The organism is Fodinicurvata sediminis DSM 21159, from assembly GCF_000420625.1.
In the GTDB taxonomy this organism is placed as follows: Bacteria; Pseudomonadota; Alphaproteobacteria; order Kiloniellales; family DSM-21159; genus Fodinicurvata; species Fodinicurvata sediminis.
Window position 1 is genome coordinate 740,919 of sequence record NZ_ATVH01000011.1, and the last position, 14,898, is coordinate 755,816.

General features: G+C 57.9%; 15 protein-coding genes and 1 pseudogene. 11 read left to right on the forward strand and 5 right to left on the reverse strand.

Annotation, left to right across the window (positions count from 1 at the left end; genetic code table 11):
* Positions 1–40 precede the first annotated feature (40 nt).
* Positions 41–1,315: a restriction endonuclease subunit S gene (locus G502_RS21330; protein WP_022727547.1), complete on the reverse strand. Its 1,275-nt coding sequence runs from the start codon at positions 1,313–1,315 to the stop codon at positions 41–43.
* A complete protein-coding gene (locus G502_RS0104905) occupies positions 1,315–3,348 on the reverse strand; it encodes a type I restriction-modification system subunit M (RefSeq protein WP_022727548.1) in 2,034 nt (677 codons plus the stop codon). The genes G502_RS21330 and G502_RS0104905 overlap by 1 nt, the downstream gene beginning before the upstream one ends.
* 172 nt (positions 3,349–3,520) lie before the next feature.
* On the opposite strand from G502_RS0104905, the gene G502_RS22880 reads away from it, so the two are divergent.
* From G502_RS22880 to G502_RS0104960, 11 genes and pseudogenes are all read left to right on the forward strand, one after another.
* A complete protein-coding gene (locus G502_RS22880) occupies positions 3,521–3,649 on the forward strand; it encodes a hypothetical protein (RefSeq protein WP_281170011.1) in 129 nt (42 codons plus the stop codon).
* A gap of 524 nt (positions 3,650–4,173) precedes the next feature.
* The gene (locus G502_RS18700) at positions 4,174–5,382 is read left to right on the forward strand and encodes a sensor histidine kinase (RefSeq protein WP_162140946.1); all 1,209 of its coding nucleotides are present in this window, start codon (positions 4,174–4,176) and stop codon (positions 5,380–5,382) included.
* Between the two features lies 1 nt (position 5,383).
* A complete protein-coding gene (locus G502_RS0104920; protein WP_022727551.1) occupies positions 5,384–6,145 on the forward strand; it encodes a response regulator transcription factor in 762 nt (253 codons plus the stop codon).
* 166 nt (positions 6,146–6,311) lie between these two features.
* Entirely contained in the window at positions 6,312–6,509 is a 198-nt protein-coding gene (locus tag G502_RS0104925; protein ID WP_022727552.1) for a tautomerase family protein, read from the forward strand.
* Between the two features lie 2 nt (positions 6,510–6,511).
* On the forward strand, positions 6,512–7,396 hold the full coding sequence (locus tag G502_RS0104930; protein ID WP_022727553.1) for an SMP-30/gluconolactonase/LRE family protein: 885 nt from the start codon (positions 6,512–6,514) through the stop codon (positions 7,394–7,396).
* 27 nt (positions 7,397–7,423) lie between these two features.
* Positions 7,424–8,620 (forward strand): ABC transporter substrate-binding protein, encoded by a 1,197-nt coding sequence (locus tag G502_RS0104935; protein WP_081649680.1) that lies wholly within the window; start codon positions 7,424–7,426, stop codon positions 8,618–8,620.
* A 79-nt stretch (positions 8,621–8,699) separates the two neighbouring features.
* Positions 8,700–9,578, forward strand: coding sequence for a branched-chain amino acid ABC transporter permease (locus G502_RS0104940; protein WP_026989084.1), 879 nt, complete (start codon positions 8,700–8,702; stop codon positions 9,576–9,578).
* A gap of 1 nt (position 9,579) precedes the next feature.
* Positions 9,580–10,494, forward strand: a complete 915-nt coding sequence (locus G502_RS0104945; RefSeq protein ID WP_040487508.1) for a branched-chain amino acid ABC transporter permease — start codon at positions 9,580–9,582, stop codon at positions 10,492–10,494.
* Complete coding sequence (locus G502_RS0104950; RefSeq protein ID WP_022727555.1) at positions 10,494–11,231, forward strand: ABC transporter ATP-binding protein; 738 nt, start codon at positions 10,494–10,496, stop codon at positions 11,229–11,231. Before G502_RS0104945 ends, G502_RS0104950 begins: the two co-directional genes overlap by 1 nt.
* The gene (locus G502_RS0104955; protein WP_022727556.1) at positions 11,212–11,922 is read left to right on the forward strand and encodes an ABC transporter ATP-binding protein; all 711 of its coding nucleotides are present in this window, start codon (positions 11,212–11,214) and stop codon (positions 11,920–11,922) included. The genes G502_RS0104950 and G502_RS0104955 overlap by 20 nt, the downstream gene beginning before the upstream one ends.
* Positions 11,923–12,069: 147 nt before the next feature.
* Positions 12,070–12,366 (forward strand): annotated as a pseudogene (locus G502_RS0104960) (transposase); the annotation flags it as partial.
* Positions 12,367–12,408: 42 nt separating this feature from the next.
* Here the strand turns inward: G502_RS0104960 and tnpC are convergent.
* The 3 genes from tnpC to tnpA all read right to left on the reverse strand — a co-directional run bounded on the left by tnpC (position 12,409) and on the right by tnpA (position 14,796).
* Entirely contained in the window at positions 12,409–14,028 is a 1,620-nt protein-coding gene (tnpC, locus tag G502_RS0104965; protein WP_022727558.1) for an IS66 family transposase, read from the reverse strand.
* A gap of 64 nt (positions 14,029–14,092) precedes the next feature.
* On the reverse strand, positions 14,093–14,440 hold the full coding sequence (gene tnpB / locus G502_RS0104970) for an IS66 family insertion sequence element accessory protein TnpB (protein WP_022727559.1): 348 nt from the start codon (positions 14,438–14,440) through the stop codon (positions 14,093–14,095).
* A complete protein-coding gene (gene tnpA, locus G502_RS0104975; RefSeq protein WP_022727560.1) occupies positions 14,437–14,796 on the reverse strand; it encodes an IS66-like element accessory protein TnpA in 360 nt (119 codons plus the stop codon). Before tnpA ends, tnpB begins: the two co-directional genes overlap by 4 nt.
* Between the last annotated feature and the right edge of the window lie 102 nt (positions 14,797–14,898).

The following is a 14,898-nucleotide window of genomic DNA, read 5'->3' on the forward strand; positions in this document are numbered from 1 at the left end:
TCAATCAAAACCAGATCAAAAGATTGTTCGACGCGCGTTCTCAAGCCTGAGCCGCCATCTGGCTGTCGGCATTCGGCATGGTCATATCTTCTTCAACCTTATCCAGACGCCGGTCGGTTTCGCCGCGCTTGCCCCATGTTGTCACATCGATCTGGCCTGTGACGGCAGCGGTGATGAGGGCAGATCGGTATTCGCGCAGACGGTTGATGGACTTGTTGATCGCATCTGCGCCATTTCGAAGTCGCCGAAGTTCTTCCTCAATCCTCTGCGCGATCTGTTCTTGCTCACCAATCGGTGGCAAGAAGATGGGCAGGGAAAGAAAACGATCAGGTTCCATGCGCCATTGATCTATACGAATACCATTTGAAATCAGATGGTAAACGGTTGGCATGGGAACCGCGCGCAGCAAGTGATGCATATACTGAGCGTGATGTTCGCCGCAGGGTGTCATTACGACGTAGTCGGGGCTCGTGATGCCCTTGATGATGGAGATACCCAGCGAACCCTGCCAAGACTTCATCTTATTTATGACTAGATCACCCGGTTCAACCATCTGATATTTAGACAAATCGTCCGGCGTTTTATTGATATTGTCATCGCGCGAAGATTTCTCGATTACGCCATATTCTCGGTAAACAGATAACACTGTAAGATCGTCGAAACCCTGACGCTTCTGGATGCGAAAGTGTGCTTTCAAGCGACTTTCCGTCCAGTGCTCTGGCACATTACCACGCCAGAATATTCCGGTGTCCCGAAGCGGCGCAGATGGGTTTGCGCCGCGAAGGACGAGACGGGAAATCTCGCCCTTCTCTTTTTCCGGCAGCACCTCAACCAGCCGCTGCTTCTTCTCGATCAACTGATCGATGCGTGCGGTCTCGCGATCGAGAAAATCTGCGATATCGACTTGAGTATCAAAGTCTGGAAGCCAAATTTTATTACCTAAGCTCTCCTTTTTTATATGGCGCATTGTTGAGCCATGAGCATCTAGGTCTGCCCAAATCGCTGAATAGTGCTTGAGACTATAATACAGAAATCTCTGAAATGTTCCTCTGTTCGGCTCGACCTTGAATATATGCTGATTGAGAAGTGCGGGTCCTTTATCCCATTCAAAGCTATCAAGTGTTGCAGACCATGAAAACAAGAGGTCACCATCATCAATTTCATACCGAGGATGTATGCTGCCATCATAAAAGTTATCGAACTCACCTCCTGTAAGTTGGGCAATTCGAATGATGGGCTTTCCGTGATCTCCCCAGTCAGAAGGCTTGAACGCGGCCCCGTTGATGAAACGCGCGGTATACTTCATTGGAATCATCACGCCGCCACCTCCTTCAGGAGCCCAGCAATCTCGGCCTCAAGCTGCTTCATCTCGGCATCGATCTCTTCCAAGGGCCGCGGCGGGACATACTTGTAGAAATAGCGGTTGAAGTTGATCTCATAGCCGACCCGGCCGACCTTGCCATCCCGCGCATCGCAATAGCTCTCGTCCACCCAGGCATCGGGGACAAAGGGCGTGACCTCGCGCGCAACATAATCGCGCCAGTCCTCGGACAGCGGCACGAGCTCGTAGTCGCGCAGTTCGCTATCGGGTTCCGGATTGCCGTCTTTGTCAGTACAGATGTCGGCGTCCTCGTCCCGCTCGGAAAGCGCGGACAGGATCGCCTTCCTGACCGGCGCTGTGATCTTCACGCCGGCACCTTTCAGGGCCTGCTTCAGGCCCTTATCGAACGCGTCCCGGTTCGTGAACAGTGTCGTCGGCATGTGGCTGGCCAGCGCATCCAACAGGTCCTGACGTTCGGCTTCGTCCAGCTTCTGAATGGCCTTCTCGACGAGAAGCCGCTCCAGGCGCTCGTCATTGATCTGGAAGTTCAGGCGCAACGGGCGCTCGACCCGGATTTCGCGGTATCCGAAACCGGTGGTGTCGAAGACCTTGGAAAAGTCACTCCAGTCTTCCTCGCCCTCTCCGTTCAGCATGGCCGCATAGATGCGAACGATCTCGTCCCGCGCATTATCCGGGATTTCGCGCCGTTTCGAGCCCAGGCTCTTGCGCATGGACCGCCAGAAGCGCTCGGAGCTTGCGTCGATCAGCTGCACCTTGCCGCGGCGATCGGAGGGCTTGCGGTTGTTGAGCAGCCAGACATAGGTCTGGATCCCGGTGTTGTAGAACAGGTCGGTGGGCAGGGCGACGATGGCCTCGACCCAGTCGTTCTCCAGCATCCAGCGGCGGATCTCGCTCTCGCCCGATCCGGCGCCGCCGGTGAATAGCGGCGAGCCGTTCATGACGATGCCGATGCGTGAGCCCTGCTCGTCGTCGCGCATCTTGGAAATCATGTGCTGCAGGAACAGCAGCTGACCGTCGGAAACACGGGGCAGGCCGGCGCCAAAGCGCCCGTCGAAGCCCTTCTCGGCGGCCTCGGCCTTGATCGGGTCCTGGTACTTCTTCCAGTCCACGCCATAGGGTGGATTGGACAGCATGTAGTGGAAGGTCTTGCCGGCGTGGGCGTCGCCGGTGAGTGTATTTCCAAAGGCGATCTGTTGCGGGTTGTGGCCGGTCACCAGCATGTCCGATTTGCAGATCGCGAAGGATTCCGGGTTCAGTTCCTGCCCGTAGAGTTCGACACGGACCTTGTCATTCATGCCGGTAATGGCTTCTTCGGTCAGGGCCAGCATGCCTCCAGTGCCGCAGGCCGGATCATAGACGGTACGGATGATGCCGCTGCCTCCAAGTGCATCCTTGTCGTTGGCGGTCAGCAGGTCGACGATCAGGCGAATGACCTCGCGGGGCGTGAAGTGCTCGCCGGCCGTTTCGTTGGAGATCTCCGAGAAGCGCCGGATTAGACCCTCGAAGAGGTAGCCCATCTCGGCGTTCGACACGGCCTCCGGGTGCAGGTCGATCTGGCTGAAGCGCTCGAAGACCTGCCAGAGGATGCCACCGTCGTTCAGGCGCTTGAGCTGGTCGGTGAAGAGGAACTTGTCGAGGAAGATGTCGCGGACGTTGGGCGAGAACTGCGTGATGTAATCGATCAGGTTCTGGTGAAGCTGGCCCGGGTCCTGGCCCTTCAGGCTCTCGAAGGTAAAGCGGCTGGTGTTGTAGACCCGGATCTTGCCGCCCGCCGCACCGAAAAGGATCATGTCGCGGGTTTCGTCATCGACACCGTCCGGCAGGGTTTTCTCGGCCTCCAGGACCGCATCCTTGGTTTCCTCCAGGATGCAGTCGAGACGGCGCAGCACGACAAACGGCAAGACCACCTTGCCGTATTCGGATTGCTTGAAATCCCCGCGCAGGATCTCGGCAATGGACCAGACGAACGAGCCGAGATTCTGGATGTCAGTATCGGCAGTGCTCATGCCTGGAATACTCCCCTTGATTGCCTTCACTGCCATACGTAGCATTCGACATCTGTCTGCACCAGAATTCAGTGAGGCTACTGGCAGGCCAGTTATCTCCCATACACCATTACATCCAATGGCTGTCCCAGGCCCATGAAGGAGATCCACTCTGTACGATCTTATCGGCGACATTCACGGCCATGCCTCTGCCCTTGAACGCCTGCTGGGCAAGCTGGGCTATCGCCATGACGGCACCTGTTACCGCCATCCCGAACGAACGGCGGTCTTCCTGGGGGATTTCGTTGACCGGGGCCCGTAACAGCTTGAAAGAGTGAACTTTCTGCGAGATTGACCCCACCTCCATAGAACCCTTGGTCAAACACCTAGAAAGTGCGGGTTCTGTAATACGACTCTTGCGACCTCAAGAACCGGCAAAGGGGCATCAAGCTTGATATGCCCTAAGATTCAACCTGTTAAGACAGAAACCGTCGGTCCGAGTTGACCTTGCACCGGATTTCGCCCTTGAGCTCCATCCGCTGCATCAATCGCGTGACCGTGCAGCAGGCAACAACAAAGCCTTCACAGTACAGCTGCCGCCAGACCTTGCGCACCTGTAGAAGGAGAAGTTTTCCACGAACACACTTCGCCACGCCTCAAACTTCAGGCGGGTGTTCCGCCTGGCTCGTGCCGAGCGTCGCTCCGGATCGATGCACCTGGCCGCATGCGCATGGTTGGACGACGGGGCGGGCCATACGATTCTGGACACTACCTTGACACTCTTCCTTACGCCCGATCATGATTAGCTCGTTCTCCCGAAAAATGCCCGGGGAAGAGGGGGCTGCCATGCACCTAGATCTGCCACTGGAGCGGTTGATCCAACTACCGCAAGTCGTTGCAGGTGAATGCAGTTACGGAGGAGTGCTCAGCGCGCTTGCTGGCGAGCTCAGGTCCATATCGCCCTTCGACCATCTCGACATGGTGATACTGGTGGATGATGGCCGGGATCACCTCTGTTTCGAAACGCCGGTCAGTACCGTTTGGAGCAGCTTTGCCAAGGAGCCCAAGCCTACGGGTGTCAGTCCGGCACGTTCGGTATTGAAGGGACATGTACCGCATATTCTCACCGGTGACGCCTTCAAAGATAAACGCTTCCACTTCAGCGGTGCGATCAATCAACCCATCTATGACGCCACTCTTCGCAGCCGTATAATCGTTCCATTGCGGGTGCGGGGGGCAATCTTCGGTTCGATTAGCATCAGCCGCCATTCCGTGATGTCCTACACAGTACGCGATTTGATAATCGGACAACACTGTGCCGATCTGATAGCACCTTACCTTTTTGCATTGAAGACTGAACATGGACGAGCGCTGCAGTATGCAAACGAAGCGGACGCGCTGAGGGGAAGTCTGCTGAAACTTGCCGGACACTTGGAGGGTGAAAGAAAACGCCTTGGCATGGACCTCCACGATCAGACAATCGCGGACCTTTCGCGCATCGCCCATAAGCTTTCAACGGGAATAGACGCCAACGTCGATCTAAAGCCGGTGCTTGCCGAACTTCATGCGGACGTCATTTCCTGCCTTAACGAACTTCGGCGAATCGTGGACGATGCGAGACCAGCGATGCTCGAGTTGTTTGGTTTCGCCGAAGCAGTTGAGCAGTGCATGATTCGCGCGCGAAGCGGCATGGCAAGACCCATACGGCTGCGCTTTGAAGAAGACACCAAGGCTGCCTTCGATCAGATGAACGATGGAGAGCGGACGTTGATTTACCGCATCGTTCAAGAGGGAATTAACAATGCACTCCAGCATAGCCGCGGCCAGACCTTGATTGTGCGCATGTGGCTGGAGAATGGCAGTGGTTGTATCGATATTGAGGATGACGGTATTGGCGGCCTCGACTGGCATTCGCCGCGAGGGGTGAGCCACATGCGGATAAGAGCTGCAATTGTGGGAGCAAGGATCACAGTGACATCAAACAAGAATGGCGGAGGAACGCGACTGCGCCTGGTCGTTCCGCTACCGGATTCCTCAATTGAGATAATTGCGTAGCTTGGTTGCCGCTGTGACCACAGCCCCACTCCTGATCGCGGACGATGACCCCGTATACCGCTCATTTATACGTGATGCGATAAGTGAATGCGGTCTCGGCCTGGTTAATATCCTGGAAGCCACCGATGGCGAGGCTGCGGTAACGCTGGCATTGGAGCATCGACCTGGTTGCATAGTTCTTGACCTGCAGATGCCGCATCTATCAGGTGTGGAAGCGGCGCGCAGGATCTGGGCTGACCAACCTGCCACCCGTATTCTGTTCTGGTCCAATTTTGCCGACGAGGCTTATGTGCGCAGTCTTGCGCGCATTGTGCCATCTGAAGCGAGTTACGGCTATCTGCTGAAATCCACATCACGTGAGCGACTGCGAGTGGCGATCGAAGGAGTGTTCCTTGATGGGCAGTGCATCGTCGATCGCATGATCCGGGACGTACAGGCTCGCACAGAGCATTGGCTGGATGCCCTCACCGATGATGAATATGACACGCTCATTGATATTGCTCTGGGCTTCACCGACCAGGCAATTGCCCACCGCCAAGGGCTATCGACACGAGGCGTCCAAAGCCGTCTCCAGAGACTTTACGCAAAGCTTGGCGTCAGCACTGGCGAGCCCGGCTGGATGGGTGAGAGCGCAGGATTCAATCCGCGCACACGCGCCATTTGTGTTGCAATGCTGCGGGGATTGGTAAACCCGGACCTCTTGCGGCGAGCCAACCAGAAACTGAGCGAACCGGGAGAGACATCCGTCACACCAGGGGCTTGAGCCACTCTGAATCTTGTAGCTCAGACTGAATCCGTGAATCCCTCAAAGTGCGGATTCCCGCACTTCCGAACCGTATCAGCACGCTTCCGCGCGAACCCTCCCTCTCTTTATCATGGCGCCCAGTACCATTCGCGGTGCTTTCGTCCTAACTGTGGGAGGATTTCCAATGCCGTTCGTCAATGTTGATTGGGTAAAAGGGCAAAGCGCGGAAAAGCGAAACGAAGTCGCCAACCGTATTACAGAAGCCGTTAGCGAAGTCACGGATATTCCCCGGGACGCCATTTGGGTGGTCTTCCATGAAGTAGAGGCCGATGCTTGGTTTGTCGGCGAGAAATCCGTCGCGAAGATCTGGTCCGGAGGCTAGACATGACCGTCGAAGTTCGCGACCCCCGCATGCGGAACATCGTCGCTCCTGGTGCCAATTTAGAAGTAATTGGATCGGGCTTTCTTTTTACGGAAGGACCGTTGTGGCATCCCGTCGAGCACTTCTTGTTGTTCTCGGATATACCGGGGAATGTGATCCGACGCTGGGACCAGAAGGATGGCGTGCAGCCATTCCGGCAGCCGAGCGCAATGGCCAACGGCCTGACTTATGATCGACAGGGACGCCTTGTTGCCTGTCACCATCAGACCTCCAGCGTCACTCGGACTGAGCTGGACGGCACGATCGTCACCCTGGCAACCCACTACGATGGCAAAGAATTGAACAGCCCCAATGATATCGTGGTGAAGAGTGACGGCAGTATATACTTCACCGACCCCACCTACGGTCGGAAGGAATTTTTCGGCGTTGCCCGGGAGACCGAACTCCGGCATCGGGGCGTCTACCGGCTGTCGCCCGATGGCGTACTTACACTGTTGGTGGACGATTTTGCTCAGCCGAATGGTCTGTGCTTCTCGACCGATGAAGACCTTCTCTTCGTGAACGATACGGAACAAGGCCATGTGCGTGTCTTTGACGTGCACGATGATGGGTCGCTGGGGCTGGGCAGAGTATTCGCCGAGCCAGTTGGTACAGGCCAGGGGGCGCCGGATGGCATGAAGCTGGACCGCGATGGCAACCTTTACACAACCGGACCGGGAGGCGTGCACGTGTTTGATGCCGAGGGTGCAATTCTCGGCGTTATCCAGGTTCCGGAGGTGTGCGCCAACTTCACCTGGGGGGGGCAGGACCTGGACATCATGTTCCTGGCGGCCTCGACATCCCTTTATACCATAAAAGTAGAGATACCGGGAAAACCGGCGTTCTAACCATAAACTCATCAGGGAGGATGAGCCATGAGCATGAAATCTAAACTGTCCTTACTTGGCATGACGGCCATCGCGCTCGTCATGGCAACCGGTGCACAAGCACAGGAAGGAGAGCCAATTCGGATCGGTGCCGCTTACCCCTTGACCGGGCCAGCTGCAACGAATGGCGTTCTGGCCGCCCTTGGCCACGAAATGATTATCGACAAGATAAACGCGGAAGGTGGCATTCTCGGCCGGCCAGTGGAATCCTTTACACGCGATTCCAAGGGAACTCCGGCTGACGCAACCAGTGCAGCGCGTGATCTCATCACCCTCGACAATGCCGACTTCATTGTGGGTGGCTTCACTTCGGGTGAGGGACTGGCGATTTCGGAAGTCGCGCTACAAGAGGAAGTCATATACATAGCCGCTAGTCCAAAGACAATCCAAATGTCTGAGGATAACTTCCACAAATACATGTTCCGGACAGCAGCCAACACCAACACGGAAGGCGGATCCGCGGCGATCATTATGAATGATCTGGGCGTGAAGCGGATCTGCACGATGCTTCTTGATTATTCCTACGGTCACGACCTTCTGAAGGGCTTCAAGGCGCACCTTGAAGAACTTGATCCAGAAGCGGAGATTGTCACAGAAGTATGGCCGGCGCTAGACGTTTCGGATTACACGCCATACATCACCGAAGTGATGAACTCAGATTGTACAGGTGTGTTCTCCGGCATCTGGGGTGGGCTCTTCGTTCCCTTCGCCAAGCAAGCAGCCTCCTTTGGTCTTTTCGACCAGAAGGAACATTTTGTTGCCGCGGGTGAACCCGGCTCTCAGGAAATTATTGAAGAGCTGGGTGACGATATGCCAACCGGCATCTGGGCCAACTCCTACGAGGTTTGGTACTATCCGGACACCGAGGCTCACAACGAGTATTTGGAAGAGCTTCGGCAGCGGCTGGATACCCCCTATCCCCCCTCTTGGCCGATCACCGGCTATATGGCTGTGCAGGCGCTGGCTGCAGGCATCGAGGCAGCGGGCAACACCGATACGGACGCCGTGATTGATGCACTTGAGGGCCTGACATACGAGTCTGCAATCGGTCCGCAAACCATCCGGGAAAGCGACCACCAAGCCAATCGTGGCCAATACTGGGGACAGATTGCTGAAAGCGACGAATACGACTTCAAGGTCCTCGACCCGGTTCGCTACATCGAAGCCGACGACATCATGGATTAAGCTCCAGTAGAGCGTTCACCCCGCAGCAGCCAATGGCTGCTGCGGGTCTCTATTCATCTCACCTTTTGGTCCCTGCACCATGATGTATGCCACGATCCAGTTTCTGAACGGCCTTTCCTATGGGCTCAGCCTCTTCCTGGTGGCCGCTGGGCTCAGCATCATATTCGGCGTACTGAGGGTGCTAAATTTCGGCCATGGGACGTTCTACATGCTGGGCGGCTATATCGCCTATGAAGCGGTGTCGCATATTGGCTTGTCGGATGGCGGCTTCTGGATCGCGGTCGCCCTCAGCGGCCTGGTCCTAGCTGTTCTCGCGGCCATTATAGAACGCTTGATGTTGCGAAATCTTTACGGGCGAGAGGAAGTATACCAACTCCTATTCACCTTCGCACTGGTTTTACTGCTCAGCGATGTTATTCGCGGCCTTTGGGGTACGCAAGTTCTCTCCATTTCATTCCCACCGGGGCTCCGCGGAGCGCAGGACCTGGGCCTCGCGTACTATCCGCGCTACAGACTGTTCCTGTGCCTGGTCGGAATCGTGGTGGCGATCGGGATCTGGTTTGTGTTCCAGCGAACCCGCTGGGGTCGTATTATCCGAGCTGCGACGCAGGACAGGGAGATCTTGGGGGCGCTCGGCATCAATGTGCCGCTGGTCTATCTTGTCGTTTTTTCCGCAGGCGCCGCACTCGCCGGAATAGGTGGCGCGCTCGCAGCACCTGCTCTCGCGCTAAAGCCGGGAATGGATGCCGAGATTATAGTGGAGTGCTTTATCGTAGTGATTATTGGAGGTCTTGGAAGCCTTTGGGGCGCATTTATAGGAGCGATACTTATAGGACAGCTTCGTTCAATCGGCTTATATTTCGTACCCGAGTGGGAAATAGTCCTGGTTTATCTTCTCATGGTTGCGATTCTAGTATTCAGGCCCTGGGGCCTACTTGGCAAGCGTGAAGGTGAATAAGATGCCGCGCTCTCGTCTCTTGCTCGGCGCCGGGATTGTCGGGCTTCTCGCACTTCTGCCCCTGAGTGGCAGCACATACCTGATGTACCTCTCCACCCAGGTGCTTATCTTCGCTTTGTTCGCAACCAGTTTGAACATTCTGATCGGCTACGCGGGCTTGGTCTCTTTCGGCCATGCCGCCTTTTTCGCGATTGGCGGCTACGGCTGCGCAATCCTGTTGCGCACCTACGAGATCCCGTTGCTTCTAGCCATGCCCGCGGCCCTGGTGATGACCGCAGTTTTGTCCGCCCTGATCGGCTCGCTGTGCGTTCGCCTCACGTCTTACTACTTTTCAATGCTTACCCTGGCTTTTGGACAGCTCGTTTGGGCGGTTGTTTTCAAGTGGCGAAGCATGACGGGGGGCGACGATGGGATATTGCGGGTCATTTCCCCCTCCTGGATCGATACACCTGCATCCTTCTTCATCTTTACGCTCCTGATGGTCACCCTTGCTATGCTGGCGCTTTGGATTGTGGCACATTCACCCTTGGGGCGTACGCTTATGGCCATCAGGGAGAATCAGGTCCGGGCCGGCTTTCTCGGCGTTCACACTCGGCGCGTTCAATTGGTCGCTTTTACCATCGCGGGAACGTTTGCCGGCCTCGCGGGGGCGCTCTTTGCTCTCTTCAATCGGTCAATCTTTCCCGATTCAGCCTGGTGGCTGCAATCGGCTGAGGTACTGATCATGGTCGTACTTGGCGGCATGAACAGTTTCTTTGGCCCGATGGTTGGCGCCTTGACACTGATTGTTCTCAGCCGCTTCACACTCGAGGTCACCGCCTATTGGCCGGGGCTTTTGGCGATCATTCTTCTCGCTACCTTGTTCTTCTTCCCCAATGGGATTGCTGGCCTACTGAAGGCCAAAGGAAAGCGTTGATGCTGGAAATTAAGGGGCTGACCAAGACCTTTTCCGGATTCACGGCGGTAGACAATGTATCCCTGACCGTCAAGATGGGCGATATTCACGGCGTTATCGGCCCAAACGGGGCAGGAAAATCCACTCTGTTCAATCTGATTACGGGTCATCTCATTGCCGATACAGGGGAAGTTAGGCTTTACGACGAAAGGCTCACAGGTTTGGCGCCTCATGATGTGGTCAGACGAGGCTTGGGGCGTTCCTTTCAACGCATCAGCGTCTTTCCACGCATGACAGTCTGGGAAAACGTGCAGATCGCTTTGGTTGCGAAGGATCAGCAGGAATTCTGCTTCTGGAAGCTCCTGGTCAGTCAGAATGAGCGAATTGCCCGGCTTCTTGAAACCGTCAGACTGGAGGATGAAGCACAGGTTGTGGCTGGAGAGCTTTCCTATGGAAGACAGAAGCAGTTGGAGCTTGCGCTGGCTCTTGCCGGAGAGCCTCATGTCCTGCTGCTGGACGAGCCGACAGCAGGAATGTCTCCACGCGAGACTGAGGACAGCATCCTTCTCATAACCAGAATCGTGAAGGACCGCGGTGTGACCCTGCTTTTTACCGAGCACGATATGAACATGGTGTTCGGTATCGCTAACCGTATCACAGTGCTACATCACGGCGCGGTCATCGCTTCGGATTCCCCCGATGCTGTTCGAGAGAACAGCTCAGTCCAGGAGGTCTATCTTGGCAGACCCACCCATTGATCTCAGTGTCGAGTCGATCTCCACTTTCTATGGTCTCAGCCAAATCCTGTTCGATGTATCTTTCACCCTCGGGCGTGGAGAGGTGCTTGCGCTTGTGGGTCGCAATGGCGTTGGTAAATCTACTACGATGCGCTCCATCGCCGGCCTTACTCCCCCAAAGAAAGGACGAATCAAATGGCGAGGCCAGGACATCACGGGCCTCGCAAGTCACCGGGTTTGTCGCTCCGGGATTGGCTTTGTACCGGAAGACCGTCGGGTGTTTCCTGAGCTCACCGTCTGGGAGAATCTTGACGTCGTCTGGCGACCTGAGAACTCTGAGTGGACCGAAGAACGTATCTTCGATATTTTCCCGGACCTCGCAGAACTGCGTCATCGAAACGGGGGACATCTTTCCGGCGGCCAGCAGCAGATGTTGACGATCGCTCGTACCCTGATGACAAGCCCAAAGCTGCTGCTGCTCGATGAGCCTTCGGAGGGTTTGGCGCCGCTGGCTATTGAGCGCATGGTTAACCGCATCGCCGTGCTCAAAGCTGAAGGACTTTCGATTGTTCTCGCGGAGCAAAACACCGAAATGGTGCTCGCGCTCTGTGAACGGATGCACGTGATGGAGAAAGGCGTGATTCGCGCAACCCTGACACCAGAGGAGGTGCAGGCCGACGAGTCGCGCCTTACGCATTTCTTGATGCTGTAGCATTGAGCCCTCTTGCTACCCCAACCCCCTACCGGAATATATCTACCTTCGTCTCTGAACAGTTCCCTGTGAACAACGCTCCCCAGCCAGGTGACCTGCGGGTTTGAGGGCTTCTCCAAGTATTCACAATTGCAGGATGGCGGGGTTTTGAGGCGCCCTGGACAGCAGGAAAGCGACGGCCCAGACGACCTGTTCCGGGCGCGGCTGGATCAGATCATCAACCTGCGCCATGAGCTGGTGCAGCTGGCCGACCGCATCGACTGGGACTGGATCGATGGCGAGTTGGCCGACCTCTATCGCGACAGCGGCCGTCCGGCGGTGCCGACGCGCTACATGATCGGGCTGTTGCTGCTCAAGCAGATCTACGCCCTGTCCGACGAGGCGGTCTGCGAGCGCTGGGTGAACGATCCCTATTTCCAGTATTTCACCGGCGAGCGCTTCTTCGTAACCGTCCGCTCTGTACCGCCTTGCAATCCTGCTGATTGATCAGGCTGCCTTGGCCAGGGCCGGGTTCGTCCAGTTCCAGGGCAGGAGGTCATCGATCCGGTTGATCGGATGGTCGTTGATGCGGGCCAGGACATTGGCCAGATAGGCCTGCGGGTCGTGGCCGGACAGCTTGGCGGCCTCGATCAGCGTCATGGCATCGGCCAGGGTCTCGCCACCGGCGTCCGAACCGGCAAAGAGATAGTTCTTGCGGCCGATGGCGATGGGCCGCATGGCCCGTTCAGCGACGTTGTTGTCGATGGCAACACGCCCGTCTTCCAGGAACAGCGTGAACGCCGGCCAGCGGTTCAGGGCATAGCGCATGGCCTTGGCCAGACCGCTCTTGCCCGAGATACGTGCCAGCTGCGCCTCGCACCATGTGCGGAAGGCCTCGACACGTGGCCGGCTGTGCGCCTGGCGCTGGCGATAACGCATCTCCGGTGCCTGACCGGATATCGCCCGCTCGAGATCGTAGAGGGCCCCGATACGGTTCAAGGCCTCTTCCGCCAACTTGGAGCCGGTGGCCTTCCAGACGTCGTGGAAGTCCCGGCGCAGATGCGCCCAGCAGGCCGCCTCGCGCACGCGCACCTTGCCCTCGGCGTCGGGTTCATAAAGCTTGCGGAACCCGGCATAGGCATCGGCCTGCAGAATGCCGCGGAAGTCCTTGAGATGCTCCTGGGGATGCACCCCCTTGCGGTCCGGCGAGAACCAGTAGGCCACCGCCGGCGGGTCGGTACAGCCCCAGGCGCGGTCATCGCGCACATAGGTCCAGATCCGCCCCTCCTTGACGGCCTTGGCGCTGGCCGCCGCCTTGGGGCGGCGCGGATCCAGGACCTTGATCGGGGTGTCATCGCCATGCAGGCGATCGCCCGCCAGGACATGGTCCTTGATACGCGCGACCAGTGGGGCGACCACGGCCATGGACTGGCCGCACCAGTCGACCAGGGTCGAGCGCGGGATCTCCGCGCCCTGGCGGGCCAGGATCTCGGTCTGGCGATAGAGCGGCAGATGATCGTCGAACTTGGAGACCAGGATGTGGGCCAGCAGGCCCGGGCCCGCCATGCTGCGCGGAATGGGCCGGCTCGGTGCCTCGGGCTGGACCACCTTCTCGCAGCAGCGGCAGGACTTCTTGAGCCGCGCGATCTCAATGACCTTCAGCTGGGCTGTCACCAGCTCCAGGAGTTCCGAAACATCTTCGCCCAACAGGCGCAGCGGTCCGCCGCAGTCGGGGCATTCTTCTCCGGGATCCAGGGTCTCCCGCGTGCGGGGTGTCTGCGGATCCACCCGGGGGCGGCCGCGCCGGCGGCCCTGTGGCTTGTCCGTACTTTCGCTCTCGGGGGTCGGGGCCGGATCGCCCTCCGCCTGTCCGCCGTACTCGCGGGCGTGGGCGACCTGCAGGTCCTCCAGGGCCAGCTCCAGCTGGGCGATCTCGCGCGTGATGCGTTCCGAGGAGCTGCCGAACTTCTGCTTGCGCAGGCGCAGAATGCGCGCCTTGAGTGCCTCCACCAGGCTTTCATAGGCCCGCACCGAGGCCGACATGCGGGTCACCTCCTCGTGCTGGGCGAGGATCATCGCCTTCAGGGTGGCCGGGTCGTCCGGCAGGCTGTCCAGCGTCGGTATCATGGGCAGAAGTTTACCCCAGCCGACTCCCCAGGAACAGCACTATCCCCTTGATTCTGATAAAATATCAGCCCGCCCGCAGGGGTGCCGCCGTCCAGGCCGGACGGCGCCAGTCAATGCCCTCCCACAGCATCGCCAGCTGCGCCGAGGTCAGGCGCGCCACGCCATCGGCCGGCGAGGGCCAGGGAAAGCGTCCGCGCTCCAGAACCTTGTAGTAGAGGCAGAACCCCTGGCCGTCCCAGTGCAGCAGCTTGATGCGGTCCCCGCGCCGGCCGCGAAAGGCAAAGACCGCACGGCTGCAGGGGTCCTGACGCAATACCTGATCCGCTGCCGCAGCAAGACCGGTTATTCCCTTGCGCATGTCGGTCACCCCGCAGGCCAGGTAGACGCGCACACCATTGCCCGGGCCGATCATGCCGCCTCCGTCAGGCGGATCATGCGCCGCACCACCGCCTCCGGGGCATCGCCGGCCAAGCGCAGGCGACGGCCATTGCAAAGTCCGATCTCGACAAGGCCGGCCCCGCCCGCATCCGCACCCGGATCCTCCGGGGCCAGATCCACCGCCAGGAACTGCGGACGGCTGTCTGCCAGCAGGCCCTTCTGGCGTAGCTCGCGGCGCCACTGGTAGATGTGCTGGCGCGTGATGTCGTAGCGCCGCGCCACATCGGCAACAGTCGCCCCGTCAACGCCAACCGCCGCCAGGATCTCCTGCTTTTGCTCCAGCGACCAGCGTCGCCGACGCTCAACACCCGTCAGTATCTCCTGGCGCATCCACTGCCTCCGTCCTTGTTGACGTCAGTAACGACGTACATAACGACGGAAATTAACCTGATGCTGTCCAAAATTTGAAGGCGGTCCTGAGCGGACGGTTAC

What these genes read in the sequence shown, in the direction of transcription:
- G502_RS0104935 (WP_081649680.1), top strand. Translation starts at nt 7,424, where the DNA reads ATGAGCATGAAATCTAAACTGTCCTTACTTGGCATGACGGCCATCGCG.
- G502_RS0104950 (WP_022727555.1), top strand. Translation starts at nt 10,494, where the DNA reads ATGCTGGAAATTAAGGGGCTGACCAAGACCTTTTCCGGATTCACGGCG.
- G502_RS18700 (WP_162140946.1), top strand. Translation starts at nt 4,174, where the DNA reads ATGCACCTAGATCTGCCACTGGAGCGGTTGATCCAACTACCGCAAGTC.
- G502_RS0104945 (WP_040487508.1), top strand. Translation starts at nt 9,580, where the DNA reads ATGCCGCGCTCTCGTCTCTTGCTCGGCGCCGGGATTGTCGGGCTTCTC.
- tnpA (WP_022727560.1), bottom strand. Translation starts at nt 14,796, where the DNA reads ATGCGCCAGGAGATACTGACGGGTGTTGAGCGTCGGCGACGCTGGTCG.
- tnpB (WP_022727559.1), bottom strand. Translation starts at nt 14,440, where the DNA reads ATGATCGGCCCGGGCAATGGTGTGCGCGTCTACCTGGCCTGCGGGGTG.
- G502_RS0104930 (WP_022727553.1), top strand. Translation starts at nt 6,512, where the DNA reads ATGACCGTCGAAGTTCGCGACCCCCGCATGCGGAACATCGTCGCTCCT.
- tnpC (WP_022727558.1), bottom strand. Translation starts at nt 14,028, where the DNA reads ATGATACCGACGCTGGACAGCCTGCCGGACGACCCGGCCACCCTGAAG.
- G502_RS0104925 (WP_022727552.1), top strand. Translation starts at nt 6,312, where the DNA reads ATGCCGTTCGTCAATGTTGATTGGGTAAAAGGGCAAAGCGCGGAAAAG.
- G502_RS0104905 (WP_022727548.1), bottom strand. Translation starts at nt 3,348, where the DNA reads ATGAGCACTGCCGATACTGACATCCAGAATCTCGGCTCGTTCGTCTGG.
- G502_RS21330 (WP_022727547.1), bottom strand. Translation starts at nt 1,315, where the DNA reads ATGATTCCAATGAAGTATACCGCGCGTTTCATCAACGGGGCCGCGTTC.
- G502_RS0104940 (WP_026989084.1), top strand. Translation starts at nt 8,700, where the DNA reads ATGATGTATGCCACGATCCAGTTTCTGAACGGCCTTTCCTATGGGCTC.